Source organism: Pantoea sp. JK, from assembly GCF_026130245.1.
GTDB lineage: Bacteria > Pseudomonadota > Gammaproteobacteria > Enterobacterales > Enterobacteriaceae > Pantoea > Pantoea trifolii.
In genome coordinates, this window is record NZ_JAINFN010000005.1 from 333541 (window position 1) to 360221 (window position 26681).

Genomic DNA, 26681 nt, shown 5'->3' on the forward strand with positions numbered 1-26681 from the left:
TTCGCCATGACAATAACTCCTCAACATCTGATCGCGTTACTGCCGCTGTTGATCGTCGGATTGACGGTGGTGGTGGTGATGCTGTCCATTGCGTGGCGACGCAATCACTTTGTTAATGCCACGTTGACGGTGATCGGACTTAACATTGCGCTGTTTTCTCTGTGGTTTGTGGGCCAGGCGGGAGCGATGGACGTCACGCCGCTGCTGCGCGTTGATGGCTATTCGATGTTCTATACCGCGCTGGTAGTGCTGGCGAGTTTAGCCACCTGCACTTTCGCTTATCCGTGGCTGGCCGGTTTCCCGGACAACAAAGATGAGTTCTATCTGCTGGTGCTGATTGCAGCACTCGGCGGGATTGTGCTGGCAAGCGCCAACCATCTGGCCGCGCTGTTCATCGGTATCGAACTGCTGTCACTGCCGCTGTTTGGTTTGATTGGTTACGCTTTCCGCCAGAAACGTTCGCTGGAAGCGTCGCTGAAATACACCATTCTTTCAGCGGCGGCCTCATCGTTCCTGCTGTTCGGTATCGCGCTGATTTATGCTGATTCCGGCAGCCTGAGCTTTGTGCAGCTCGGCAAAAGTCTGAGCGATAGCATGATTCAGGAGCCGCTGTTGCTGCTGGGTCTGGGTATGATGATTATCGGTTTGGGCTTCAAACTGTCGCTGGTACCTTTCCACCTGTGGACGCCAGACGTTTATCAGGGTGCGCCTGCGCCGGTTTCAACCTTCCTCGCCACCGCCAGCAAGATCGCCATCTTTGGCGTGATTATGCGCCTGTTCATGTACGCGCCAGTTACAGATAGCGAAGCTGTTCGTACCGTGCTGGGCATCATTGCCTTCGCGTCGATTCTGTTCGGTAACCTGATGGCGATTTCCCAGAGCAACATCAAGCGTCTGCTTGGTTACTCGTCAATCGCGCACCTTGGTTATCTGTTAGTGGCGTTGATTGCGGTGAAAACTCATCAGCTGTCGCTGGAAACCGCGGGCGTTTATCTGGCCGGTTACCTGTTCAGCAGCCTGGGCGCGTTCGGCGTAGTAAGCCTGATGTCGAGCCCGTATCGCGGTCCGGATGCCGACACGCTCTATTCTTATCGCGGTCTGTTCTGGCATCGTCCGATTCTGTCTGCGGTAATGACGGTGATGATGTTGTCACTGGCCGGTATTCCAATGACGCTCGGCTTCATCGGTAAGTTCTACGTTATCGCCTCGAGTGTGAATGCACACCTATGGTGGTTGAGTGGTGCGGTGGTTGCAGGTAGTGCGATTGGTCTTTACTACTATCTGCGCGTAACGGTAAGTCTGTACCTCAGCCCGCCGGAACTGCACAACCGCGACACGCAAGCCAACTGGGCGTTTACGGCGGGCGGTGTTGTGGTGCTGATCTCTGCGATTCTGGTATTGCTGCTCGGTGTTTATCCGCAGCCGCTGATTACACTGGTGCAGATGGCGCAGCCGCTGATGTAATACAGACCCGCGTCATGACTAAATCGGGCCTTCGGGCCTGATTTTTTTTGCCTGCAATTTACTGTGTAGTGAGAGATTGAGCACAGAGTCATCACGAGCTTTTCAGCTGCCGCTGCTGCTCACTGCGTTTGGCCTAGCCGGTGTGATATTCTCAACGGATCACTTTTTTTGCTCAGAGAAGGAAGCACCATGGAAATGCTTTGGCTTGATTGCCATCACAGTGAACTGACGGCGCAACAACTCTACACTTTGCTGGCGCTGCGCAATCATGTCTTCATCGTGGAACAAAACTGTCCCTATCAGGATATTGATGGTCAGGATTTAGCCGCTGATAACCGCCACATCTTGGGATTCCTTGACGGTAAGCTGCTGGCCTATGCACGCGTGTTAACGCCAGCTTCAGACTCTGCACCCGTGCTGATTGGTCGTGTGATCGTTTCTGAAGAGGCGCGTGGTTTGAAGCTGGGGTATCGCTTGATGGAGAAGGCGCTTGAGAGCTGCGAGAAGCATTGGTCGCAGCGCGCTATCTATCTCTCTGCGCAGGCACATCTGGAAGGTTTCTACGGTCGTCTGGGCTTTAAAGCGGTAACCGAAGTGTATATGGAAGATGACATTCCCCACATCGGCATGCAGAAAGCATAACGGCGAGGATTGCTCCTCGCCGTTAATCATCAGCCCGGCGTCATCTGCCGGTCATCAACATATTTACGTTGATCCGGCGGTGGCGGGAAGTACTGATAAAGCCAGGTTTCACTCAGCGTCTCATCCTTAGTACGCAGGAACAGGCGCATATCAACCGGTTTGGTTGAGTCGCTGTTCGGATACCAGTCAAACAGAATGCGGTAACCGTTTAATGGCTCGACGTAAAGAATCTCAACCTGCTTGAATGTGCCCTCCGAAACGGTAATCACCGGCTCAATGCCTTTCGGCGCTGCGGCTTTCAGATCGCCGCCAACAAAATCAATCGCAAAACGACGTGACCAGGTTTCCGGGAAGTGTTCGCCTGGCGCCCAACCTTCCGGGAAGCCACCGATACCGGTGCGCGTGGCATCGACACGCGCCAAACCACTGCGCACTGGCGGTAACTGACTCCAGTAGAGTTTGTACTGGAAGTTGAACTCGCTGCCGGCTTTCACCGGTTCTGACGGCTGCCAGAAGCACACCACGTTATCCAGGGTTTCACCGGTGGTTGGAATCTCCATCACGTTAATGGCGCCTTTGCCCCATTTACCAATCGGTTCCACCCACAGGCTTGGACGTTTGTCGTACCAGCCAATCACATCCTGATAATTTTTGAAGTCATGATCCAGCTGCAGCAGGCCAAAACCACGCGGGTTTTCATCCTGATAAGCGTTGAACTGCAAACGCTGCGGGTTGTTCAGCGGACGCGCAATCCACTCGCCTTCACCGGTCCACATCGCCAGACGATCGGAGTCATGGATTTGCGGATGGTAAGTGTTGCACATGCGGCGCTCGTTGGTGCCACAGCTGAACATGCTGGTCATCGGTGCAATGCCGAGCTGGCGAATGTCGTTACGCGCAAACAGGTGGTTTTCCACTTCCATCACCACGCGTTTCTCTTCGCAGTGAATGGTGAACTTATAGGCACCGGTAACGCTCGCGCCATCCAGCAGGGCATAAACTACAAAAGTGGTGTCATCGGCTTTTGGCGTTTCAAACCAGAACGCGGTGAAGTCCGGAAACTCTTCCTTGCCGTTGCTAAAGGTGTTGACCGCCACGCCGCGTGCGGAGAGGCCGTACTGGAAGGTCTCATCAACTGCACGGAAATAGCTGGCGCCGAGGAAAGAGACGATATCTCGGCGCGCCAGTTCTGGCTTCTTAAACGCGCGGAAACCGGCAAAGCCGAGATCGGTTTTACCCACCAGCTGTTTGGTATCAACGTTAGCGTTGTGATAGTTGAACAGCTCCGGGCGGAAGTGGATCTCACGCGCTTCACGGCTGTCGGCATCGACCGAGAACATGCGGATGCGGCGCTTGAAGCCCATACCGACGTGGAAGAATTGCACGTCCAGCTCACGATCGGCAATGTTGTTCCACAGCGAGTGATTAGCATCGTACTGAATTTCGTTATAGGCCTGAGGCGTTAGATTGGCCAGGGTGTCGGGCAAGGGGCCGGGTGCGCCGCCCCAGGGCTGTTTTGCCAGTGCGGAGGCTTTCTTTTTCAATGTATCGAAATCGAAGCGCACCGCGGTACCGTCGGCGATACCATCATCGGCCCAGGCGGATTGTGCAAACAGCGTGGAGAGACCCGTCATGCCGCTAACAGCGGAGAGGGCCATGGACGCTTTCATAAATTTTCTACGATTCATGCCGGAGATCTAATCCTTAGCTGCTCGGGTGTATTTTGACTCTCGTAAGACGAGAAACGTCTGACTACAGGGAGTTACGACAGTCGTGGAAATAAAAAATTCAGTCTGCGGAAAATTTATCAGATTACTCAAATAAGCGAAGCAGAATTCGCGCCGCTCCACCCGGCATGACACAACTTTGCATTGAGATAGACGAAACTCGGTTAAATCCTGGCAGTTGCCGCCCAGCAAAGCTGGAATTTAAGACTATAGTTAAACCACAACGAGTTAGGAACATGGAGGAACTACATAGTGTCATCTTCAAACCAATTTGAAACGCACCTTGACGACGACCTGACGCTGCTGACGGAAACGCTGGAAGAAGTGTTACGCGCATCGGGCGATCCGGCCGACCAGAAATACATCGAGCTGAAACTCAAAGCTGAACAAGCATTGGAAGACGTGAAATCGCGCGTTAGCCAGGCATCAGACAGCTACTACTATCGTGCCAAAAATGCGGCTTACCGTGCCGATGATTATGTGCATGAAAAACCGTGGCAGGGGATTGGCATCGGTGCCGCCGCTGGCCTGTTTGTCGGTTTACTGCTGGCTCGACGTTAAGTTTCAACGGGCGCGACACGCTTCGCGCCCGCTTCCTGATTATCCCGCCGCTTATTCCCGCTAAATCCCTGTTTCGCATCATCCGCGATTGTGTTTCGCCTGCGCGCTTCCTACAGTAAAGCGACAGGGAAAAGGAGAACGCAACGTGATACGTGTAGAAATGCTCTCAACGGGCGATGAAGTGTTACATGGGCAGATTGTCGATACCAACGCCGCCTGGCTGGCCGATGTGCTGTTCCAGCACGGTTTGCCGATGACCAGCCGCAGCACCGTCGGTGATGCGATGAGCTCGCTGGTGGAGGCGCTGCAGAGCCGGAGCCAGATTGCAGACGTGCTGATCGTTAACGGTGGTTTAGGACCGACCAGCGACGATCTCAGTGCGCAGGCCGCAGCCATTGCCAGCGGCAGCGAGTTAATCATTCAGCAAGCCTGGCTAGAAAAAATGGAAGCCTGGTTCGCCAGTCGCGGACGCGTGATGGCGCCGAGCAATCGCAAGCAGGCAGAAATTCCCGCCATCGCCGAGATGCTGGATAACCCGGTCGGCACCGCGTGCGGCTTTGCGATGCAGCTCAATCGCTGCTGGATTTTCTTCACGCCTGGTGTGCCGTCGGAATTTAAAGTGATGGTCGAGCAGGAGATCATTCCGCGCCTCAAAGCGCGCTTCGAATTGCCGGAACCACCGTTGTGTTTACGCCTCACCACCTTTGGCCGTGGCGAGAGCGATATTGCCGCTGAGCTGGAGCCGCTACCGCTGCCGGAAGGCGTGGTGATGGGCTATCGCTCATCAATGCCGATTATCGAAATCAAACTTACCGGACCCGCCAGCCAGCGCGTGGCGATGGAGCAGGTGTGGCAGCAGGTAAAACTGTTGCTGGCGGAGTGCACCATTTTTGAAGGCACCGAAGGTTTACCGGCGCTACTGGCGCGCGAGTTGCAGCAGCGCGGCTTCCAGTTGGCGCTCAGCGAGCAGTTCACCGCCGGTTTGCTTAACTGGCAGCTGGCCGCGGCAGACGTGGCGCTCAGCAAAGCCGAGATTCTGCCGCCGCAGGATGAAGATCTGGAAGCGCAGGTTGCGCGCACGCGTGAGTGGGCGAAACAGCAGGGCGCAGCGCTGGCATTGTCGGTGGGGCATTTAGTCGAAGGCGAAGTGTCGATTGCGCTGCACACGCCGGAAGCGAGCTGGGGCCAACGCGTGAAATTCACTCATGGACGTCATAACGTGGAAACGCGGCAGAAAGTGGTGGCGATGATGGCGATGAACATGCTGCGTCGCTGGCTGCACGGCAGCGAAGTCAGCACCGGGCACGGCTGGATTGATGTGTTGGAAACCGTGAAACGTTAATTCGTAGGGTCGCCATTCATGGCGACCAACTCACAATCACAACTCGATCTCAATCTCCCCTTTGGCGCGACAGCAGCACGGCAAAATCTCGCCTTGCTGCACAAACGCCAACGGGGTTTCCGCATAATCCACTTCGCCTTTGAGCAAGCGCATACGGCAAGAGCCGCAGTAACCTTCGCGACACTGAAACTCAACGCACAGATTGTTAGCTTCCAGCGTCGTCAGCAGATTGGGATGATCTTCTGCGCACTCCAGCCGGGAGCCGGAGCTGCGCAGAATAACAACAGAGCGGCTCATGCTTACAGCTGGAAGCCGTCGAAATCGTCTTCGCCCACTTCAGAATCAATCTGACCGACCAAATACGAGCTCACTTCAACTTCCTGCGGGGCAACCTGCACGTTGTCCGACACCAGCCACGAGTTGATCCATGGAATCGGGTTCGAACGCGTCTGGAACGGCAGATCAAGACCGACCGCCTGCATACGGATGTTGGTGATGTACTCAATGTACTGGCACAGAATGTCTTTGTTCAGGCCAATCATCGAACCGCCGCTGAACAGATATTCTGCCCACTCTTTTTCCTGCTCGGCTGCCTTCTTGAACAGGTCGTAGCATTCGTCACGGCACTCTGCGGCGATGGCTTTCATCTCTGGATCGTCTTCACCGGTGCGCAGCAGGTTCAGCATGTGCTGAGTGCCAGTCAGGTGCAGCGCTTCATCACGTGCAATCAGCTTGATGATTTTGGCGTTACCTTCCATCAGCTCGCGCTCGGCGAAAGCAAATGAACAGGCGAAGCTTACGTAGAAGCGAATCGCTTCCAGCGCGTTGACGCTCATCAGGCAGATATAGAGCTGCTTTTTCAGATCGCGCAGGTTCACGGTCACGGTTTTACCGTTGACCTGATGCGTACCTTCGCCCAGCAGATGCCAGTAGCTGGTCATCTCTATCAGATCATCGTAGTACTTCGAGATGTCTTCGGCGCGCGCCAGAATCTGCTCGTTGGTGACGATATCGTCAAATACCACTGCCGGATCGTTAACGATGTTACGGATAATGTGGGTGTAAGAGCGCGAGTGAATGGTCTCGGAGAACGCCCAGGTTTCAATCCAGGTTTCCAGCTCCGGGATGGAAATCAGCGGCAACAGCGCCACGTTCGGGCTACGGCCCTGAATCGAGTCCAGCAGCGTTTGATACTTCAGGTTGCTGATGAAAATGTGCTTTTCATGCTCTGGCAGCGCCTGATAATCGATACGATCGCGCGAGACGTCCACTTCTTCGGGACGCCAGAAGAAGGAGAGCTGTTTTTCAATCAGCTTTTCAAAGATGTCATATTTCTGCTGATCGAAACGGGCAACGTTGACAGACTGGCCAAAGAACATCGGCTCTTTCAGCTGGTCATTTTTGTTCTGCGAGAATGTGGTGTAAGCCATTTTGAGTCCAAATGTGAAGAGGGCCGACCAATGTCGGCCCTGACAAGATGAGATTAGATCTTACATGCGCCGCTTTCGCAGCCATCATCCTGAATGGAAGGCGCCAGATCGTCCTGTGCATCTTCCGCCCCGTCGCGGGTGTTTTGATAGTACAGGGTTTTCACGCCGAACTTGTACGCGGTCAGCAGATCTTTCAGCAACTGTTTCATCGGCACTTTGCCATTAGCAAAACGGCTCGGATCGTAGTTGGTGTTCGACGAAATCGCCTGATCGATGAACTTCTGCATCACGCCAACCAGCTGCAGATAACCGTCGTTAGACGGCATTTCCCACAGCAGTTCGTACTGATCTTTCAGACGCTCATACTCTGGCACTACCTGACGCAGAATGCCGTCTTTCGATGCTTTGATACTGATATGTCCGCGCGGTGGCTCAATACCGTTAGTGGCGTTCGAAATCTGCGAAGAGGTTTCAGACGGCATCAGCGCAGAAAGCGTTGAGTTGCGCAGACCGTGCGTGGTGATGGACTCACGCAGACCTTCCCAATCCAGATGCAGCGGCTCGTTGCACACCGCGTCGAGATCCTTTTTATAGGTATCGATCGGTAGAATGCCCTGCGAGTAAGTGGTCTCTTTGAACCACGGGCAGGCACCTTGCTCTTTCGCCAATTCGTTCGAGGCTTTCAGCAGGTAGTACTGAATGGCTTCGAAGGTTTTGTGCGTCAGGTTGTTGGCGCTGCCATCGGAGTAGCGTACGCCGTTTTTCGCCAGGTAGTACGCGTAGTTGATCACGCCAATACCCAAGGTACGACGGCCCATTGCGCCGCGTTGTGCTGCCGGGATGGGGTAATCCTGATAATCCAGCAGCGCATCCAGTGCACGCACCGCGAGGGTGGCCAGCTCTTCCAGATCGTCAAGGCTATTAATCGCGCCAAGGTTAAAGGCAGACAGCGTACACAGAGCGATTTCGCCGCTTTCGTCATTGACGTCGTTCAGCGGTTTGGTCGGCAGGGCGATCTCGAGGCACAGGTTCGACTGACGAACCGGCGCGATGCTTGGATCGAACGGGCTGTGAGTGTTGCAGTGATCGACGTTCTGGATGTAGATACGGCCAGTTGAAGCACGTTCCTGCATCATCAGTGAGAACAGCTCAACGGCTTTCACACGCTGCTTACGGATGCTGTCGTCTTTCTCATATTTGGTGTACAGACGCTCGAACTCGTCCTGATCGGCGAAGAACGCGTCGTACAGGCCAGGCACGTCAGACGGGCTGAACAGCGTGATGTCTTCACCTTTCAGCAGGCGGGTGTACATCAATTTGTTGATCTGCACGCCGTAATCCATGTGACGCACGCGGTTGCCTTCAACACCACGGTTGTTTTTCAGCACCAGCAGGCTTTCAACTTCCAGATGCCACATTGGGTAGAACAGCGTCGCTGCACCGCCGCGCACGCCGCCCTGTGAGCAGGACTTCACGGCAGTCTGGAAATGCTTGTAGAACGGAATACAGCCGGTGTGGAACGCTTCGCCACCGCGAATCGGGCTACCCAGCGCACGAATACGTCCAGCATTAATACCGATACCGGCGCGCTGTGAAACGTATTTCACAATGGCGCTAGAAGTGGCGTTGATAGAGTCGAGGCTGTCGCCGCACTCGATCAGTACGCAAGAGCTGAACTGGCGCGTTGGGGTACGCACGCCGGACATGATAGGCGTTGGCAGTGAGATCTTAAAGGTTGAGATCGCATCGTAGAAGCGCTTCACGTAGTCCATACGGGTTTCGCGCGGGTAGCCAGAGAACAGGCACGCTGCTACCAGGATATAGAGGAACTGGGCGCTTTCGTAGATTTCGCCGCTTACGCGGTTCTGCACCAGATATTTCCCTTCCAGCTGCTTAACCGCTGCGTAGGAGAAGTTCATGTCGCGCCAATGGTCAATAAACGCGTCCATCTGCTCGAACTCTTCGGTGCTGTAATCTTCCAGCAGATGACGGTCGTATTTGCCCATCTCCACCATCTTCACCACCTGATCGTACAGCTTCGGCGGCTCAAACTGGCCGTACGCTTTTTTACGCAGGTGGAAGATAGCCAGACGCGCGGCCAGGTATTGGTAATCCGGCGCATCACGAGAGATCAGGTCTGCGGCAGCCTTAATGATGGTCTCATGAATATCAGAAGTTCTGATGCCATCGTAGAACTGAATGTGTGAGCGCAGTTCAACCTGTGAAACGGAAACGTTGTTCAGCCCTTCAGCTGCCCAATCCAGTACACGGTGAATTTTGTCGAGATCAATGCGCTCCTGGCGGCCATCGCGTTTAGTAACGAGCAGACTTTGGTTCATGTCGCGTTTTTACCTGTCCATGCATGAATGACGTATTTATCCCCCATCTATGCACAAGGTTTATGCACAAGCCGCTCGTTGTGAGTAAGCCTGTGGATAAACACTATATATAGGGGGTGCGGGAAGTTTGAACAACAATATGGTGAGTATTCTAGTCAGCAATCTCTTCTTAACAAGAGTTGATTTTCACTAAAAAATCGTCCTTAGCGGCTGGCTAAAATCCTGGATCCGCATGCCGCAAGGCCTGCACTTAGTGTCAACCGCTAAGCACTTTTTTTTCACTTTATGATCGGACGCGTGTTTCTTGCTCAACCACTGTGCTTCAGGAATTTTCTTAGATGAAAAAAGCCCCGACAAGGCCGTCAGCAGCGAACTTATCTAAAATTGCTTATGAATTTTTTGTGACTTGCTTAGCCTATAAAAAAGGCGGGTACGCGTCTAAAAGGAAATTGATCTGGATAAGAGGTCGCCATGAATGGCGACCCTACGGTGATACTGCGTGTTGATGCGCGCCGGGATGACATACGACGATGGTGCGATTTTTCGTAGGGTGAGCATTGATGCGCACCGGGATGACATCACTCCTGACGATGCGTATGAATCATATAGTTAACATCGACACCGCGACCCAAACGGAACTGATTGGTCAGCGGATTGTAATGCAGGCCAATCATGTTTCTTTCACGTAGCGGGGTTTCATCGACCCAGTTCAGCAGTTCGGCAGGACGGATGAATTTCTTCACGTCGTGCGTGCCGCGCGGCACCATGCGCAGTACATACTCCGCACCAAACACCGCCAGCAGCCAGGCTTTTGGATTGCGGTTGATGGTGGAGAAGAACACTTCGCCGCCAGGCTTCACCAGCTGCGCGCAGGCCAATACCACCGAGCGCGGGTCAGGCACATGCTCGAGCATCTCCATGCAGGTCACCACATCATATTGCCCGGCATGACTTGCGGCGTGATCTTCCACGGTTTGCTGCACATAGTTAACGCTAACGCCGCTCTCCAGCGCGTGCAGACGCGCCACTTCCAGCGGCTCCGCGCCCATATCCAGGCCTGTAACTTCAGCGCCTTCACGCGCCATGCTCTCCACCAGAATGCCGCCACCGCAGCCGACATCAAGCACTTTCTTACCGAACAGGCCATTGCTGTGCTGTGCTATCCAGCCGAGTCGCAGGGGATTGATACGGTGCAACGGCTTAAATTCACCCTCTAAATCCCACCAGCGGGATGCCACGGCCTCAAACTTGGCAATCTCGGCGTGGTCAACGTTCTGGCGGCTTTCCTGCGGTTGTTCACTCATTGAATCATCACTCCAGACAAAATATTCCCTCAGTATAAACGCTTAAGTCACGCGAACGCATCTCTCACGCTCAAGGAAAAGCGGGATTAAGGCCTGGTTAACGTTCACCGAAGGGAAGCGATGTGATATACTTTCGCACCTTTAAATCCGGGATTATGTAGAGGGATAGCGGCTCCATGAGCGACCTTGCGAGAGAAATTACACCGGTCAATATCGAAGAAGAGTTAAAAAACTCCTACCTCGATTACGCCATGTCGGTCATTGTTGGCCGAGCCTTACCCGATGTGCGTGATGGTCTGAAGCCGGTACACCGCCGTGTGCTTTTTGCCATGAGCGAACTGGGCAACGACTGGAATAAACCCTATAAAAAATCCGCCCGTGTGGTCGGTGACGTCATCGGTAAATATCACCCGCACGGCGATTCCGCGGTATACGAAAGTATCGTGCGTATGGCCCAGCCATTCTCCCTGCGCTACATGCTGGTTGACGGTCAGGGTAACTTTGGTTCGGTCGACGGCGACTCCGCCGCAGCGATGCGTTATACCGAAGTGCGCATGGCAAAGATCTCTTCGGAGCTGCTGGCTGACCTGGAAAAGGAAACCGTCGATTTCGTGCCGAACTATGACGGCACCGAGCAGATCCCTGAAGTCCTGCCAACCAAAATTCCTAACCTGCTGGTAAACGGTTCGTCCGGTATCGCGGTAGGTATGGCAACCAACATTCCACCGCACAACCTCACGGAAGTGATCAACGGCTGTCTGGCCTTCATCGAAGATGAAGACATCACCGTTGAAGGTTTGATGGAGCACATCACCGGGCCAGATTTCCCGACCGCTGCGTTCATCAATGGTCGTCGCGGTATCGAAGAAGCCTATCGCACCGGGCGCGGTAAGATTTACATCCGCGCACGTGGCGAAGTGGAAACTGATGCCAAGACCGGCCGTGAAACCATCATCGTTCACGAACTGCCGTATCAGGTGAACAAAGCGCGCCTGATCGAGAAGATCGCTGAGCTAGTGAAAGAGAAGCGCGTGGAAGGCATCAGCGCGCTGCGTGATGAATCTGACAAAGACGGCATGCGTGTTGTCATTGAGATCAAACGCGATGCGGTCGGTGAAGTGGTTCTCAACAACCTCTACTCGCTGACCCAGCTGCAGGTCTCATTTGGCATCAACATGGTGGCGCTGCATCAGGGCCAGCCGAAGATCATGACGCTGAAAGGCATCATCGAGGCCTTCGTGCGTCACCGTCGTGAAGTGGTTACGCGCCGTACCATTTTCGAACTGCGTAAAGCGCGCGATCGTGCTCACATCCTTGAAGGCCTGGCGATTGCGCTGGCGAACATCGATCCAATCATCGAACTGATTCGTCGTGCACCCACGCCAGCCGAAGCGAAACTGAGCCTGCTGGCACAGTCGTGGGATCTGGGTAACGTTGCCGCGATGCTGGAACGTGCCGGCAACGATGCCGCGCGTCCGGAGTGGCTGGAAGCCGAGTTCGGTATTCGCGAGGGTCAATATTATCTGACCGAACAGCAAGCGCAGGCGATTCTGGATCTGCGTCTGCAGAAACTGACCGGCCTTGAGCATGAAAAACTGCTCGACGAATACAAAGAGCTGCTGGATCAGATCGCTGAACTGCTGCACATCCTGCAGAGCGCTGAGCGCCTGATGGAAGTGATCCGTGAAGAGCTGGAGCTGATGCGCGATCAGTTCGGCGATGCACGTCGCACTGAAATCACCGCGAACAGTGCAGACATCAACATCGAAGACCTGATTAATCAGGAAGACGTTGTGGTGACGCTGTCGCATCAGGGTTATGTCAAATACCAACCGCTGACCGACTATGAAGCCCAGCGTCGCGGTGGTAAAGGCAAATCCGCCGCACGTATTAAAGAAGAAGACTTTATCGACCGTCTGCTGGTGGCCAACACCCATGACACCATTCTGTGCTTCTCCAGCCGTGGCCGTCTCTACTGGATGAAGGTCTATCAGCTGCCGGAAGCCAGCCGTGGCGCGCGCGGTCGTCCAATCGTCAACCTGTTGCCGCTGGAAGCTAACGAACGTATCACCGCCATTCTGCCGGTGCGTGAATACACCGAAGGCTTCAACATCTTCATGGCCACCGCGAGCGGTACCGTGAAGAAAACCGCGTTGCAAGAGTTCAGCCGTCCGCGTAGCGCGGGCATTATCGCCATCAACCTGCGTGAGGATGATGAGCTGATTGGTGTGGCGCTGACCAACGGTAGCGACGAAGCGATGCTGTTCTCTGCCGCCGGTAAAGTGGTGCGCTTCGCTGAAACTGCAGTACGTGCGATGGGCCGTTCGGCTTCGGGCGTGCGCGGTATCAAGCTGGCTGAACGCGACAAAGTGGTGTCGCTGATTGTTCCACGCGAAGAGGGCGCGATCCTCACCGTGACGCAGAATGGTTACGGTAAACGTACCGCCAATATCGAGTATCCAACCAAGTCGCGTGCGACCCAGGGTGTGATCTCGATTAAAGTCACCGATCGTAACGGACCGGTTATCGGTGCGGTACAAGTGGTGGATGGCGATCAGATCATGATGATCACCGATGCCGGTACGCTGGTGCGTACTCGCGTATCGGAAGTCAGCGTGGTTGGCCGTAACACTCAAGGCGTGATTCTGATCCGTACTGCGGAAGATGAAAACGTGGTGGGTCTGCAACGTGTTGCTGAGCCGGTGGAAGAGGAAGAACTCGACGCCATCGACGGTAGCGTCGCGGAAGGCGAGGAGGATATCGCGCCGGAAGTGGACAGCGACGACGAAGCACCAGAAGCTGATGACGAAGAGTAATTCGTAACGGCTTTATTAAACGGCAGGTCAGGAAACTGACCTGCCGTTTTTTTATCTGAGTTTTCCCCAAAAGGCGCAGGCTAGCTGGCTTTTTAGGGCCGATAAAGCTAGTGTATGAAAGCTTTTCAACATCCTGATAACTCTTACCGCCAGTGAGCCTCTTTTGAAATATCTTGTCTCCTTTCGCACTACGCTTCGAATTTCGCGCTATCTATTTCGTGCGCTGGCGTTGCTGCTCTGGGCGCTGGGTGCGCTGCTGACCACTTTCTACATCATCAACGTGCTGCACGAGAAAGAGAACGCGGTGCGTCAGGAGTTTGCCACCAATTACGGTCAGGCTGAGTGGTACGTACGCCACTCGGCGGATGTGATGCGCGAGCTGAAATACATCACCGAAAATCGCCTGAGCAGCAGCGCTAATGGTCTGGATGTGCTCAACGGTTTGCCGCCGGGCAAAGGTGCGCTGCCGCAGTTCACGCCGCTGTTTTCCGATGGCGACTGCACCTCAATGAGCAACACATGGCGCAACTCGCTGGATTCGCTCAGCTACTACATCAATTACTGGAAAAGCAATTTTGCCTCTGCGTATGAATTGAACCGCGTGTTCTTCATCGGTGGCGAGAACCAGTGTCTGGCCGATTTCACCATCGGCAGCAACAATTCAGTCGATCGTGAACGTAGCCTGAAAGCGCTGCGTGAACGCGTGCTGCACTATCGCAACGGCAATGAAGAAGAGCGCCGCCAGCCGATGTACTGGATCACCAGCAGCGCGCAGCCGGGCGTCGGCAACTTCTATATGGTGATGCCGGTGTATGTGGCGAACAAGCTACAGGCGCTGCTGGGCGTGGAGCAGAATATCCGCCTGGATGAGTTCATTCAGCCGGGCGGTTTGCCGCTGGTGGCCACCATCACCGATGAAAATTACCGTCCGCTGCTTAGCTCACGTCGTGGCGGGCCGGGCTACTCGCTTGACGATCTGCCGGACAACAGCACCTGGTTCGGCTATCTCGACAGCTATCGCCAGCTGGTGCTGAAGAAGCCGCTGCCACCGTCCAATCTCAATGTGGTGTGGTCGCTTTCCACCGACGTGTTGATGGATCAACTCAAGCTGATGCTGATTAACGCGCTGCTGCTTAATATCTTTACGGCGGTAATTTTGTTCACGCTGGCGTGGGTTTTTGAGCGCCGCATGTTCCTGCCGGCTGAAGAGAATGCGCATCGACTGGAGGAGCACGAACAGTTCAACCGCAAAATTGTCGCCTCGGCGCCGGTCGGCATCTGTATTCTGCGCACCAGCGACGGCACCAACATTTTGAGTAACGAGCTGGCACACAATTATCTGACGCTTCTGACGCAGGAAGATCGCCAGCGTCTGAATGAAATCATCGGTGGTCAGCAGGTTAACTTTGTCGATGTGCTGACCGGCAGCAACACTAACCTGCAAATCAGCTTTGTGCATTCGCGTTATCGCAATGAAAACGTGGCGATTTGCGTGCTGGTCGATGTCTCGGCGCGCGTGCGTATGGAGCAGTCGCTGCAGGAGATGGCGCACTCAGCCGAGCAGGCCAGCCAGTCGAAATCAATGTTCCTTGCCACCGTCAGCCATGAGTTGCGCACGCCGCTGTACGGGATTATCGGTAACCTCGATCTGCTGCAAACCAAAGTGCTGCCGAAAGGCGTCGATTCACTGGTGACGGCGATGAACAACTCGTCGAGCCTGCTGCTGAAGATCATCAGCGACATCCTCGACTTCTCGAAGATTGAATCCGAACAGCTGAAAATTGAGCCCCATCCTTTCTCGCCGCGTGAAGTGGTCAACCACATTGCCAGCAACTATCTCTCGCTGGTGGTGCGCAAACGCCTGACGCTGTACGTGTTTATCGAAAACGATGTGCCGCTGACCCTGGATGGCGATGCCATGCGCCTGCAGCAGGTGATATCTAACCTGCTGAACAACGCCATCAAATTCACGCATACCGGCTGTATCATCTTGCATGCTTACGTCAAAGAGGGATATCTGGCGTTCCGCGTGCGTGATACCGGCGTCGGTATTCCGGCCAAAGAGGTTACGCGCCTGTTCGATCCGTTCTTCCAGGTAGGTTCGGGCGTGCAACGTAACTTCCAGGGAACCGGCTTAGGGCTGGCGATCTGTGAAAAGCTGATCAACATGATGGACGGCGATATCGAAGTTGATTCCGAACCGGGCATGGGCAGTCAGTTTATCGTGCGCATTCCGATCTATTCCGGTCAGATGGCGGCACCACCGCTGCTGGACGGCTTGCAGGAAAAAGCCATTTGGCTGGATATGCGTAATGAATACCTCGCCAGCTTCCTGCTGCGTCTGCTGCAACAGCAGGGCATTCAGGTGGCGTATTATCGCGGTCAGGCGGCAGCGGATGATGTGATCATTAGCGATCACGATGAGCTCGCTGCGCAAAGCGGACGCGCGCATATTCGTATCTGTGGTCAGCACATCGATATGCCGCACGAAACCGCGCCGGGTCAATGGATCCAGAGCAGCGCGATGCTGCACGATCTGCCGCAGCTGCTCGGCCGCATCTACCGCATCAACATCAATAGTGAAACCGCCACGCCGCTGCCGTTAACCGCGGCAAAAGCAGCCGCGACCTTCGAAGATATTATCGTGCTGATTGTTGATGACCATCCGATCAACCGCATGCTGCTGTCGGAACAACTCGGCACCGTGGGTTATCAGACCAAAACCGCGCAGGACGGCGTGGATGCGCTGAACGTGCTGAGTCGCAACCATATCGATATCGTGCTGAGCGATGTGAACATGCCGAACATGGATGGTTATCGTCTGACACAACGTCTGCGTCAGTTAGGACATACTTTCCCGGTGATTGGCGTCACGGCCAATGCGTTAGCGGAAGAGAAGCAGCGCTGTATGGATGCGGGCATGGATAACTGTTTGTCGAAGCCGGTTACACTGGATGTGCTGAAAAGTACGCTGGCGGTGTATGCGGAACGCGTCAGAAAGGGCAGGGAAGGGGCGTAATACGCGAGCAAAAAATGGGCGGTGTCAGAAGACGCCGCCCATTGAGGATTACTCTTTGTCGACCTGAGTGGCGCTAACCGAAGAGAGATAGTTCAGCAGCGCGATATCGTTTTCCACGCCCAGTTTCATCATGGCTGATTTCTTCTGGCTACTGATGGTTTTGATACTGCGGTTCAGTTTCTTAGCAATCTCAGTCACCAGGAAACCTTCTGCGAACAGACGCAGTACTTCACTCTCTTTCGGTGACAGACGTTTGTCACCGTAACCGCCAGCGCTGATGCGCTCCAGCAGTTTTGCCACGCTTTCCGGCGTATATTTTTTGCCTTTCTGCAGAGCAGCCAGCGCTTTTGGCAGATCGGTTGGTGCACCTTGCTTCAGTACGATCCCTTCGATATCCAGATCCAACACCGCGCTCAGGATCGCTGGGTTATTGTTCATGGTAAGAACGATAATCGAGAGATCCGGATAGTGACGTTTGATGTATTTGATCAGGGTGATACCGTCACCGTACTTCTCGCCTGGCATGGAGAGGTCGGTAATCAGGACATTGGCGTCCAGTTTAGGCAAGCTGTTTACTAATGCTGTTGAGTCTTCAAACTCACCTACAACGTTAACCCATTCAATCTGTTCCAGTGACTTACGGATACCGAACAGAACGATCGGATGGTCATCGGCAATAATTACGTTCAAGTTATTCATCTTATTGGTTACCTTGCTGCAGCAGTTGGCTGACGTACGCGTCAATTTCACTGGTGGTATTTTTAATGGTTAAATCGTCACATACTTTAATGTGTTGTTCTAACGCTTCACAAAGCAGTTTACCTGACCCCAGATTGAGCATGGCAAACACGCCTTTCAGGCGATGTGCTGTCTGAGCAAGCGAGGGATAATCCTTTTCCGCCGCTTCAGTATACAGTCTCTTCACATCTGGCGGTACTGTCTCGGTAAACAGCTGGAAATAGCCTCCGCTCATCAGCGGCGTGGCTTCTTCATCTTCGCGACTCTCCTCTAACAAATCATGAGAAAGCTGCTTTTCAATCAGGGCCAGCAGCGCATCAAGCAGTGCATTACTGAGATTGAAGTTGACCCGGAATTGTTGATCGTTCAACGCGTGATGACCCATTTCGTCGCCGGCCAGTAACAGCGCCCAACCGTTCAGACGGGCGGGATCGTCGGTCACCAGCACATCATGATCCTGACCGGTTAAGCGTTCATCCGACGTCAGGCATTTCGCGCCCCAGTTTTCGAGGTGGCGGCAAACGATCTTGTGTACATCTTCGACGGCGATATCCACCAACGCGGTCACGCCTTCCAGCAGTTTCTCTTCCTGCTCACCTTGCTGCTCTAACGCCAGCGGCAATTGGATGTTGTAGCGTGTGCCGATATCAGGTTTAGCGATGATCTCCAGCTGGCCGCCCATCTGTTTGCACAGCTGCTTACAGAGGAAAAATGCCATGCCGGATGCCTGGCCAAATCGATCCTGCGTGGTTTCACCAAGATAGGGGAAATCGACATTCGCCAGTTCATCGACGCTTAAGCCGGAGCCGGTATCCACCAACTGCAGCAAGACCTGATTAGGCTTGTCTTCTGTGGTTTTAATCTCCAGCGAAATCTTGCCCCAGCGCGTGGTGGTCAGCGAATAGTGCATCAACGTGGTCAGCACTTTACGCAATGCACGACGATCGCCAAAGCGCATCTCGTCATTGGCTAAATGGTTGTTCACCACTAAAGCCAGACCTTTACGGCGCAGCAGCGGCAGGCTTTCCAGCGCGATTTCATCCAGCATATCCTGCAGATTGAATACGCTGGCATCTGGAGACCAGTCATGCGCTTCAAGGCGATTGAGCAGCACGATGTCATCCACCAGGCGCGCCAATCCCTGGCTCTCGTCGAGCAGATCGAGCACGCTTTCGTCATCGTCACGCTGGCTAAGTTGCACCAACTGCTTAACCATACTTTGCAGCGGACGATTCAGCGCGTGACCAAGGTTATGCATTAATTGCTGACGCATCTGATGATTGCGATCCAGCACCTGTTGCGCCTTCTGCAGCTTCTTATTCACCAGCAATTCACGGTCCTGATCGCGCATCATAAACAGCTGGGTATGCGGCGACAGCACGCTGCGCGCGTGGCGAATCTCATACACTTCGTTATTGATGGTGGCCTGCAATACGCCCTGATGCTGATCCGACATATTGATGATCTTCTGCAAATTCAGGTGCGGCAGCAGATGTTCGGCGATTTTATTGCTGAGCAGCGTGCGATTGGTGGCGAAGTCGTACACCAGCAAGCCGACCGGCAAACTGGCGACAATCTCTTCATTCAGCATGCGCAGCGAATCCAGTTCGGCGCTCTGGTTTTCGTTCGGGCGCAGCGACTGCTGACGCAGCAGCGTAATACCGGCAATGGACAGCAAAAATAGCACAAGGTTAATCAGCAGCGGCCACATCAGGTTATGCAGTGTATCCAGCGCCAGAATGGTAAGCGGCACGCGGTACACCAGCTGCAGCGACGTACTTGGCAGCGATGCGGCGATCTCCAGATTCGGATTCACCAGCGCCACGTGGGTGCTTTCGCTGCTGGTGTCGTCGCTGGTGGTGGCGGTGGTGGAAGTTTGCGTGGCGTCCTGACGCAGCTGGAAATTCTCCAGCGGCATATTGCGCGGGATCAGATCGTTAACCGGCAAATCGAACGCCACCACGGTGGCTAAGTGGCCTGGCTGATTGAAGGTAGTACGCAGCGTAAAGTAGTGATCGTTCTGCCAGGCGAAATGACGCAGCGGCGAGAAACTTTCGCGCTCATCCAGCGCATTAGCCTGCTGCAGCATTTCGGCGCGGCGGCTATCAACCAGCGTATTAATCGCGCTCTCTTTATAACGCGTCGCCATGTCTTTCAGCGGCAGCGTGGAGATCATAATCAGGCTGTTATCCTGACCATTAAGGAAGTACATCGACCAGGTCGGATTTTCCGCGCCCCACAGCGTATCGAGATAGTTGGACATGCGCATGGTCATATCCAGCGTGCTGCCATCGTGCGAACCAAAAATCAGCGCTTCGGTTTTGCGGCGGGTTTTTTCCAGATAATAGACATCCGGACGCAGGCGGGTTTCCTGAAGATTGCTGTTCGGTGACGACCCGGCGGCGCTGGTGGCCAGGTTTTCATAGATCTGCCACGTAGCGAAGCGCGACGCATCGATACGTTTCTGCATGGCGCGCGCCAAATCGGTCATCGCATAGCGCTTCTCTGTCATCCAGGCATTGACGCTGTTGTGCACCATCGCGCCCAGCGCCAGAAAAAGCACCAGGTTAAACACCACGAAAAAGCGCGTTACATTGCCGGATGTCAGAGGAAATTTATAAGGCAGCATAGTGTCTCAGGATCATGGAATTAGCGCGCAACCCGTCGGGCACTGGCAGCGACGGCCAGCAGCAGCAGAGCGATAAGCAAAAATGCACCACTCAGGCTGATCCACTGGGAAATTAATCCGATTAAAGCCGGACCTGAAAGAATACCTGCATAGCCTAACGTTGTCATGGCCGAAATCGCCAGATTCGATGGCATATCGTGTTGATTCCCGGCAGCATTGAATAACATCGGCACCGTATTGGCGAGGCCAAAACCCACCAGCAGGAAAGCCAGCAGCGCGATTTGCGGCCAGGGTAATAACACCGCCAGCGTCATGCCCGCTGCAGCGGCTAGCGCACCGGTCAACATCACCGGATAACGGCCAAAGCGTTGAATCACTTTATCGCCGGTCAGACGACCAATGGTCATCGCCACGGAGAACACCGCATAACCCAAACCGGCGTGCGCCGGGCTCATATCCGGGCTTTGCAGCAGCAACAGCGCGCCCCAATCCAGCACCGCGCCTTCGGCAAGAAACAGAATAAAGCAGAGCAAACCGAGGAAAGCGACCCAGCCGCGCGGGATCACCAGCCACGGTTGATCGGGCTGATGCAGGCGCTCGGTCATCAGCGTTGGCAGGCTCCACACCAATAGCAACACAATCAGCACCATCACCGCGCCAACCGCTTGCAACGGCGTCAGGCCGCTGCCGAGCAGCAAGCTGACGGAACCGGCGCCGATAATGCCGCCGAGGCTAAAGAAACCGTGGAAACCGGACATCATCGGCTTGCGCGCGGCTTTTTCCACTTCCACCGCCTGCACGTTCATCGCCACATCCAGCATGCCGAGTCCGGCACCAAACACCATCAAGGTGGCGGCCATCAGCCACATCACATTGAGCGTCGCCAGCAGCGGTAACACCGCCAGCACCACCAGCGTGGAGCACAACATCACCCTACGACCACCGAAACGCGCGATTAACCCGCCGGTAATCGGCATCGCCGCCAGCGATCCAATGCCTAAACACAGCAACAAACCGCCCAATGACGCGCCGCTCAACGCCAGACGCTGGCTGGCGAACGGCACCAGCGGTGCCCATGCGGACATGCCCAATCCGGCGATGAGGAAAACGATGCGTGTCCCAAGGTTGACACGGTGATGCAATTTATTGTGCGGCGCGGCGTCCAGTGCTGTCATAAAGAGTATTTTTCATTAGCGGTTGAAGCGACGAAGTTTAGCATCAAAGCGGGCGTCACACCGCGCATCAGACAATTCGGATGGCAGCGATTAAACGCCAGAAACAGGCATATTACCGATTTTTCACGCGTCGCTGCGCTTTTCCAGAACTTTCCTGGCATGTGCCAACCATAACTGGAGTGACTTAAGTAAAATTTTTTCTGCTGAATGATGCAGTATACTGATGAAAGATTCCGCGCCAGACGCGGCTTACACGTCAATTTTTTGGCGCTGTCGCAAAGCATGCATTTCCGGATTTTCGCCAATAGGCAGCGACCACCTAAAACCGATATGTTAGTCATCCCATCGGCTCCCGATGCGGAATATAGCGAGATCGAGATTATTTCTCCCGAGTGGGAGAGTTTTGCTGTGTCTTATTTTAATCCTTGTTACCTGCAGGTAACCCGTTTTCATCAGGCGAAGCGGACCGTTTATTAACGGCCTGTATGGCGCACCGGTACGCTTAAATCATTAATAAGCTTAATGGCCGCTGCAATAGATTCCCTGTAACGAGGTTACCTATGTCTTCACGTCAATCAGAACAACAATTAGCGGCGATTCTGCAATCCGCGGTCAGCCTTTATCCGGTGGCAGATGACGTTTCAACTCTGCACACGCGCAGCGTGGATACCACGCCGCCCGCGCCGCTACGTCCGTATGAACCCATAGCGATGGATGGTGTGATCGCCGCGTGGGAATCCGGCAGGAACATTCACCTGCGTGGTCGCGCCGAATCCGAACCCGGCGCCACCGTGACGCTGAGCTTTAACGGTGAAAGCTGGCACAGCACGGTGAATAAATGGGGTTACTGGAATGCCTCAATGCCGCCTTCGGTGCTCAACGGATTAGCCGACGGCGCCTATTCGCTGACGCTAACCATCACCGACAAAGCTGGCAACAGCACCGATACGCAGGTGGGCTTCGGGGTTTACATGGATAAAACCATCAAGCCCACGCTGACGGTGGATCCAATCAGCGGGGATAACGCAGTTAACGTGGCAGAAGGCATTTACGGCGTGGAGGTGCACGGTAGCGTCAAGCATATGCCGGCGAACAGCCACATTACGGTGATCTTAGCCGGTCAAAAATATATCGGCGGCGTTAACGACAAAGGCGAATGGACCGCCGCCATTCCCTCACAAGATCTTCAGGCATTACAGGATGGCGTTTATAGCCTGAAAGTCAGCGCCACCGATCCCAACGGCAAAACCACCGCTTATCAGCAGGATGTCACCTTAATTACCCACGTCAGCAGTTTGCCGCACATCAGTTTCGATCAGGTCACTGCAGACAACGTGATCAATAAAGAAGAGAGCCAAAACGATCTCACCTTTAGCGGCGATCTCTCAGTAGTGGTGCCGGGCCAGCAACTGTTGCTGTGCAGCGGTGATGCGGTCTATCACGCTCAGATTGGCAGCGATGGTCACTGGCAGGTAACGATTCCGTCCAGTGACGTAGCGAATTTCATTTCACTGGGCGAAATCCGGGTTTATGCGCAGGATGGCGCCGGCAACAGCACCGATGCATTGCTGGAACTCAACGTGGTCACCAAACTGCCAGACATCTATTACGAAATTGATATTGGCGGCGATACCACGCTGAGTCAGCAGGAAGCACAGCACGATCTCAGTTTCTATCTCGAAGGCGTAAAGGAGTTGACGCTCAACGGTAAAAACTACACGCCGGTCAATGGCATGGTGACCATCAGCGCCGAAGATCTGCAGGCACTGCCGGATGGTGAAGTGTCGCCGCTGGCCACGCGCTGGGATGAGTACGGCAATCACGATACACAGATCATCGAGAACCTGTTCACCGTCGCCACGCATCAGGTGCCGACCGTTACGCTGAATCAGCCGTCAGGCGACAGCGCCCCCGCTCCGCACAGCGATGCGCGCGCCACGGAAAACCACTACAACGCCAGCGATAGCAGCTACACCCTAGCCGATCATCTGCAGCAACATCAGGTTCAGAGCCTGGCGTAATCCGCACATCAGCCGCTAGCGACCTCGGCTAGCGGTTGCCAGCCCACTATCATTTCTCACGGGACAACAGGGATGACTGTACAAGCCTTCAACAGCGACAGCGACAGCGGCATCGCGGCGATGCTGCGCGTGGCGGCACGCTTCGGTAAACCCGCAGACGCCAGCACGCTGCGTCAGCAGATGCGCTGGTTTCAACATCTGGCACCCACGCAACAACTAGAACGTTTAGCCGGGCTGTTAGGCCTGCATTTCATGCTGGTGCCGCATAGCAAACTGCGCTGGCGGCAGGAAATTGTGCCGGTATTGCTGCTGCTGGAAAACGGCAGCGTGGCGTTGATAGAAGAGGTGGATCGCAACGGTGGCGTGCGTTACTGGCTGAGCGAAAGTGGCGATGTGGTGCGCGCAGGTCAGCTGCAGGATTTGTTACTACAGGCTGACATGCAGGTTGGCGTGATTGGCGTGGCGGCACGGGCGCGCGATGCGCGCATCGACGAGTTTGTGCAGCCGTATCAGCCGCACTGGTTCTGGCATAACTTTCGTGGCATGAAGCGGCGCATCGCGGAGATCTGCCTGGCCTCGCTGGTCGGTAACGTGCTGGCGCTGGCGGGCATTTTGTTTTCCATGCAGGTGTACGATCGGGTGATTCCGGCGCAGTCGCAGCCGACGTTGTGGGTGCTGTTTGCCGGTGTGGTGCTGGCGGCGGCGATCGAGTATCTGATTCGCCTGATGCGCACCCAGGTTTCCGATCTGATGGGCAAACGCATCGACCTGAAAATATCCGCCATGCTGTTCGCGCGGGCGATGACTATCCGCAACGAGGCGCGTCCGCGTTCCACCGGCTCCTTTATTGCCCAACTGCGTGAAATTGATCAGGTACGTGAACTGCTGACTTCCACCACGGTGAATGCCGCCGCCGACCTGCCGTTTGTGCTGCTGTTTCTGCTGATCATGGCGTCGATTGGCGGCTGGCTGGTGCTGATTCCGTTACTGGCGATTCCGCTGATTGTCATTCCCGGTTTGCTAGTGCAGATCCCAATGGCGCGGCTGGCGCAGGAAGGGTTGCGTGAAAGCGCGCTGCGCCAGGCGGTGCTGGTGGAAACCCTTGAAGGTGTCGAAGACATCAAAGCGCTGCAAGCGGAACCCTATTTTCAGCGGCAATGGGAGCAAACGCACGAAGTCAGCGCGGCCATCAGCAATCAGCAACGTTTGTGGGGCGCGCGCCTCACCGGTTGGTCGGCCAGCGTGCAGCAGCTCACCTATGCCGGCATGTTGGTGGTCGGTGTCTATCTGATACTCAATAATCAAATCACCACCGGCACGCTGGTGGCGTGCAGCTTGCTCTCGTCACGCACCATCGCGCCGCTGATGCAGCTCACCATGGTGTTCTCGCGCTGGCAGCATGCTAAATCGGCAATGAAAGGGCTGGATGAGCTGCTGAAAAAGCCGCTCGACCAACCCGATCACGCCACGCTGGCGCACTGTCCGGTGCTGACCGGCAGCTATCAACTGCAAAACGTGCATTACCACTACGAAGAGGAGAGCGGAAATAGCGTGCTCAACATTCCGCAGCTGCAGATCACGCCCGGCGAACGTGTGGCGATCCTCGGTAAAGTCGGCGCGGGTAAATCGACGCTGCTGAAGATGCTGGCCGGTCAGGCGCGCGCCAGTCAGGGCAAAGTGCTGGTGGACGGCGTCGATCTCACCTGCATCGATCCGGTCGATCTGCGGCGTCAGCTTGGCTGGCTGTCGCAGGATGCACGGCTGTTTTTCGGCACGCTGCGCCAGAACCTGCTGCTCGGCAATCCGCACGCCAGCGAGCAGGAGATGCTACAGGCGTTGCGCATCAGCGGCGCGCTTGCGCTGGTGCAGCAGGACGCTGCCAGCCTCGATCGCATTATTCATGAAGGCGGACGCGGCTTGTCCGGCGGCCAGCGGCAAATGGTGCTGCTCAGCCGGCTGATTCTGCGCCAGCCGCAGGTGGTTTTGCTGGATGAACCGACGGCGGCGATGGATGAACAGCTGGAAGCGCAGGTGATTCGCCAGCTGGCGCAATGGGTAACCGGGCGCACGCTGGTGCTGGTCACGCATCGTCCCGCGCTGCTATGCATGGTTGATCGCATTATCGTGATGGATAACGGCCGTATTGTGGCTGATGGCGCGCGCGACGAGATTCTGCGTCATGCCGCCAGTAAAAAAGGAGATGCGGCATGAGCATGGTACTGCTGGATAAAGAGTTGGCGCGGCGTGAACGTCGCACCTCGGCCATCATCTGGCTGTGCGTGGTAGCGCTGCTGCTGTTTCTGCTGTGGGCGTACTTTGCGGTGCTGGATGAAGTGACTGTCGGCATCGGCAAAGTCACGCCTTCCAGCCGCGCGCAGATCATCGATAGCCTTGATGGTGGCATCGTCAAACAGCTCAATGTGCACGAAGGCATTATCGTGCAGCGCGGCGAGGTGCTGGCAACGCTCGATCCCACGCGCTTTCAAACCAATTTTGGTGAAGCGATTGCGCGGGTGCGCACGCTGCGCGCCTCCTCTGAACGTTTACAGGCCGAGCTCAGCGATACGCCGCTGATATTCAGTACCGATATCCTGCAACATCCCGAGCTGGTGGCGCGCGAAACGCAACTCTATAACGCGCGGCGGCAAAACTTTATCGAGACCATCGGTAATTTGCAGCAATCCCTCGCGCTAGTGCAGGCAGAACTCAACGTGACGGAACCGCTGATGCTGAGCGGCGCGGCGGGCAAGGTGGACGTGATTCGTCTGCGTCGTCAGGTGAGCGATCTGCGCGGCAAAATCGACGAAGCACGCAACGATTATTATGTGCGCGCTCACGAAGAGCAGGTGAAGAACAACGGTGAGCTAGATGCGCAATTGCAGGTGGCGGCGGGCAAACAGGATCTGCTGACGCGCACCACGCTGACTTCGCCGGTGCGCGGCATTGTGAAAGATGTACGCGTCACCACCGTGGGCGGCGTGCTGGAGCCGGGTGGCAAGCTGATGGAGATTGTGCCGCTGGAGGATCAGCTACTGATTGAGACGCGCATCAATCCGCGCGATATCGGCTATATTCGGCCGGGTTTGCCTGCGGTAGTGAAGATCACCGCTTACGACGCTTCCATCTATGGCGATCTGCGCGGTGAAGTCGAAACCGTCTCGCCCGATACGTTGCAGGACGACGTGCGGCACGACGAATTTTACTATCGCGTCTATGTGCGCACGCAAAAAGCCGAGCTGAGCAATAAAAGCGGACGCAAATTCGCCATCATGCCCGGCATGGTGGCCAATGTTGAAATTAAAACCGGTCAGAAAACCGTCATGGAATATTTACTTAAGCCGCTGAATAAAGCGCAGGAATCACTGCGTGAGCGTTAACAATATGCACCGGCTATTATTGCAGCGATCTTTGTTACGCCCCGAAATTAACATTGCCGATTTAAAGCTATGAATTGAACAAAATGTGCGAAAAGAG

Annotated in this window: 18 protein-coding genes; 9 read left to right on the forward strand and 9 right to left on the reverse strand. The window is 55.0% G+C overall.

The window, feature by feature from the left end:
• Positions 1 to 6: 6 nt before the first annotated feature.
• Together nuoN and PanJK_RS13945 are read left to right on the forward strand one after the other, a co-directional pair.
• The gene (gene nuoN / locus PanJK_RS13940) at positions 7 to 1464 is read left to right on the forward strand and encodes an NADH-quinone oxidoreductase subunit NuoN (RefSeq protein ID WP_008105131.1); all 1458 of its coding nucleotides are present in this window, start codon (positions 7 to 9) and stop codon (positions 1462 to 1464) included.
• A gap of 189 nt (positions 1465 to 1653) precedes the next feature.
• Positions 1654 to 2106, forward strand: a complete 453-nt coding sequence (locus PanJK_RS13945; RefSeq protein WP_265300492.1) for a GNAT family N-acetyltransferase — start codon at positions 1654 to 1656, stop codon at positions 2104 to 2106.
• Between the two features lie 29 nt (positions 2107 to 2135).
• Here PanJK_RS13945 and PanJK_RS13950 read toward each other — a convergent pair whose 3' ends face one another.
• Complete coding sequence (locus PanJK_RS13950) at positions 2136 to 3794, reverse strand: glucan biosynthesis protein D (RefSeq protein WP_265300494.1); 1659 nt, start codon at positions 3792 to 3794, stop codon at positions 2136 to 2138.
• A gap of 291 nt (positions 3795 to 4085) precedes the next feature.
• Here PanJK_RS13950 and elaB point away from each other — a divergent pair, with 291 nt between their 5' ends.
• Positions 4086 to 4394 (forward strand): stress response protein ElaB, encoded by a 309-nt coding sequence (gene elaB / locus PanJK_RS13955; RefSeq protein WP_256696963.1) that lies wholly within the window; start codon positions 4086 to 4088, stop codon positions 4392 to 4394.
• Between the two features lie 145 nt (positions 4395 to 4539).
• Positions 4540 to 5736, forward strand: coding sequence for a nicotinamide mononucleotide deamidase-related protein YfaY (locus PanJK_RS13960; protein ID WP_265300497.1), 1197 nt, complete (start codon positions 4540 to 4542; stop codon positions 5734 to 5736).
• Positions 5737 to 5772: 36 nt separating this feature from the next.
• Here the strand turns inward: PanJK_RS13960 and yfaE are convergent, their stop codons facing one another.
• The 4 genes from yfaE to ubiG form a co-directional block, all read right to left on the reverse strand.
• Positions 5773 to 6033 carry a class I ribonucleotide reductase maintenance protein YfaE gene (gene yfaE, locus PanJK_RS13965; protein WP_008105122.1) on the reverse strand — a complete coding sequence of 87 codons (261 nt, stop codon included), beginning with the start codon at positions 6031 to 6033 and terminating at the stop codon, positions 5773 to 5775.
• 2 nt (positions 6034 to 6035) lie between these two features.
• Positions 6036 to 7166 carry a class Ia ribonucleoside-diphosphate reductase subunit beta gene (nrdB, locus tag PanJK_RS13970; protein ID WP_007889356.1) on the reverse strand — a complete coding sequence of 377 codons (1131 nt, stop codon included), beginning with the start codon at positions 7164 to 7166 and terminating at the stop codon, positions 6036 to 6038.
• 53 nt (positions 7167 to 7219) lie between these two features.
• Positions 7220 to 9505 (reverse strand): class 1a ribonucleoside-diphosphate reductase subunit alpha, encoded by a 2286-nt coding sequence (gene nrdA / locus PanJK_RS13975; RefSeq protein WP_110866577.1) that lies wholly within the window; start codon positions 9503 to 9505, stop codon positions 7220 to 7222.
• A gap of 578 nt (positions 9506 to 10083) precedes the next feature.
• Positions 10084 to 10809: a bifunctional 2-polyprenyl-6-hydroxyphenol methylase/3-demethylubiquinol 3-O-methyltransferase UbiG gene (ubiG, locus tag PanJK_RS13980; RefSeq protein ID WP_265300502.1), complete on the reverse strand. Its 726-nt coding sequence runs from the start codon at positions 10807 to 10809 to the stop codon at positions 10084 to 10086.
• 176 nt (positions 10810 to 10985) lie between these two features.
• Here ubiG and gyrA point away from each other — a divergent pair, with 176 nt between their 5' ends.
• A complete protein-coding gene (gyrA, locus tag PanJK_RS13985) occupies positions 10986 to 13625 on the forward strand; it encodes a DNA topoisomerase (ATP-hydrolyzing) subunit A (protein WP_265300504.1) in 2640 nt (879 codons plus the stop codon).
• Positions 13626 to 13788: 163 nt separating this feature from the next.
• A complete protein-coding gene (rcsC, locus tag PanJK_RS13990; protein ID WP_256696959.1) occupies positions 13789 to 16644 on the forward strand; it encodes a two-component system sensor histidine kinase RcsC in 2856 nt (951 codons plus the stop codon).
• Positions 16645 to 16692: 48 nt separating this feature from the next.
• On the opposite strand, the gene rcsB is transcribed toward rcsC, so the two are convergent.
• The 4 genes from rcsB to PanJK_RS14010 are packed head-to-tail and all read right to left on the reverse strand — an operon-like array spanning position 16693 to position 21527.
• Entirely contained in the window at positions 16693 to 17343 is a 651-nt protein-coding gene (rcsB, locus tag PanJK_RS13995; RefSeq protein WP_007889370.1) for a response regulator transcription factor RcsB, read from the reverse strand.
• 1 nt (position 17344) lies between these two features.
• The gene (gene rcsD, locus PanJK_RS14000) at positions 17345 to 20008 is read right to left on the reverse strand and encodes a phosphotransferase RcsD (protein ID WP_265300549.1); all 2664 of its coding nucleotides are present in this window, start codon (positions 20006 to 20008) and stop codon (positions 17345 to 17347) included.
• Positions 20009 to 20031: 23 nt separating this feature from the next.
• Complete coding sequence (locus PanJK_RS14005; protein WP_265300506.1) at positions 20032 to 21186, reverse strand: MFS transporter; 1155 nt, start codon at positions 21184 to 21186, stop codon at positions 20032 to 20034.
• Positions 21183 to 21527: a hypothetical protein gene (locus PanJK_RS14010; RefSeq protein ID WP_256696957.1), complete on the reverse strand. Its 345-nt coding sequence runs from the start codon at positions 21525 to 21527 to the stop codon at positions 21183 to 21185. Before PanJK_RS14010 ends, PanJK_RS14005 begins: the two co-directional genes overlap by 4 nt.
• Positions 21528 to 21746: 219 nt before the next feature.
• On the opposite strand from PanJK_RS14010, the gene PanJK_RS14015 reads away from it, so the two are divergent.
• The 3 genes from PanJK_RS14015 to PanJK_RS14025 all read left to right on the forward strand — a co-directional run bounded on the left by PanJK_RS14015 (position 21747) and on the right by PanJK_RS14025 (position 26584).
• Positions 21747 to 23207 carry an Ig-like domain-containing protein gene (locus tag PanJK_RS14015; protein ID WP_265300509.1) on the forward strand — a complete coding sequence of 487 codons (1461 nt, stop codon included), beginning with the start codon at positions 21747 to 21749 and terminating at the stop codon, positions 23205 to 23207.
• 72 nt (positions 23208 to 23279) lie between these two features.
• Entirely contained in the window at positions 23280 to 25418 is a 2139-nt protein-coding gene (locus PanJK_RS14020) for a type I secretion system permease/ATPase (RefSeq protein WP_265300511.1), read from the forward strand.
• A complete protein-coding gene (locus tag PanJK_RS14025) occupies positions 25415 to 26584 on the forward strand; it encodes an HlyD family efflux transporter periplasmic adaptor subunit (protein ID WP_265300513.1) in 1170 nt (389 codons plus the stop codon). Before PanJK_RS14020 ends, PanJK_RS14025 begins: the two co-directional genes overlap by 4 nt.
• Positions 26585 to 26681 lie beyond the last annotated feature (97 nt).

What these genes read in the sequence shown, in the direction of transcription:
- nuoN (WP_008105131.1), top strand. Translation starts at nt 7, where the DNA reads ATGACAATAACTCCTCAACATCTGATCGCGTTACTGCCGCTGTTGATC.
- PanJK_RS13945 (WP_265300492.1), top strand. Translation starts at nt 1,654, where the DNA reads ATGGAAATGCTTTGGCTTGATTGCCATCACAGTGAACTGACGGCGCAA.
- PanJK_RS13950 (WP_265300494.1), bottom strand. Translation starts at nt 3,794, where the DNA reads ATGAATCGTAGAAAATTTATGAAAGCGTCCATGGCCCTCTCCGCTGTT.
- yfaE (WP_008105122.1), bottom strand. Translation starts at nt 6,033, where the DNA reads ATGAGCCGCTCTGTTGTTATTCTGCGCAGCTCCGGCTCCCGGCTGGAG.
- nrdB (WP_007889356.1), bottom strand. Translation starts at nt 7,166, where the DNA reads ATGGCTTACACCACATTCTCGCAGAACAAAAATGACCAGCTGAAAGAG.
- nrdA (WP_110866577.1), bottom strand. Translation starts at nt 9,505, where the DNA reads ATGAACCAAAGTCTGCTCGTTACTAAACGCGATGGCCGCCAGGAGCGC.
- ubiG (WP_265300502.1), bottom strand. Translation starts at nt 10,809, where the DNA reads ATGAGTGAACAACCGCAGGAAAGCCGCCAGAACGTTGACCACGCCGAG.
- gyrA (WP_265300504.1), top strand. Translation starts at nt 10,986, where the DNA reads ATGAGCGACCTTGCGAGAGAAATTACACCGGTCAATATCGAAGAAGAG.
- rcsB (WP_007889370.1), bottom strand. Translation starts at nt 17,343, where the DNA reads ATGAATAACTTGAACGTAATTATTGCCGATGACCATCCGATCGTTCTG.
- PanJK_RS14005 (WP_265300506.1), bottom strand. Translation starts at nt 21,186, where the DNA reads ATGACAGCACTGGACGCCGCGCCGCACAATAAATTGCATCACCGTGTC.
- PanJK_RS14010 (WP_256696957.1), bottom strand. Translation starts at nt 21,527, where the DNA reads ATGACTAACATATCGGTTTTAGGTGGTCGCTGCCTATTGGCGAAAATC.
- PanJK_RS14015 (WP_265300509.1), top strand. Translation starts at nt 21,747, where the DNA reads ATGTCTTCACGTCAATCAGAACAACAATTAGCGGCGATTCTGCAATCC.
- PanJK_RS14020 (WP_265300511.1), top strand. Translation starts at nt 23,280, where the DNA reads ATGACTGTACAAGCCTTCAACAGCGACAGCGACAGCGGCATCGCGGCG.
- PanJK_RS14025 (WP_265300513.1), top strand. Translation starts at nt 25,415, where the DNA reads ATGAGCATGGTACTGCTGGATAAAGAGTTGGCGCGGCGTGAACGTCGC.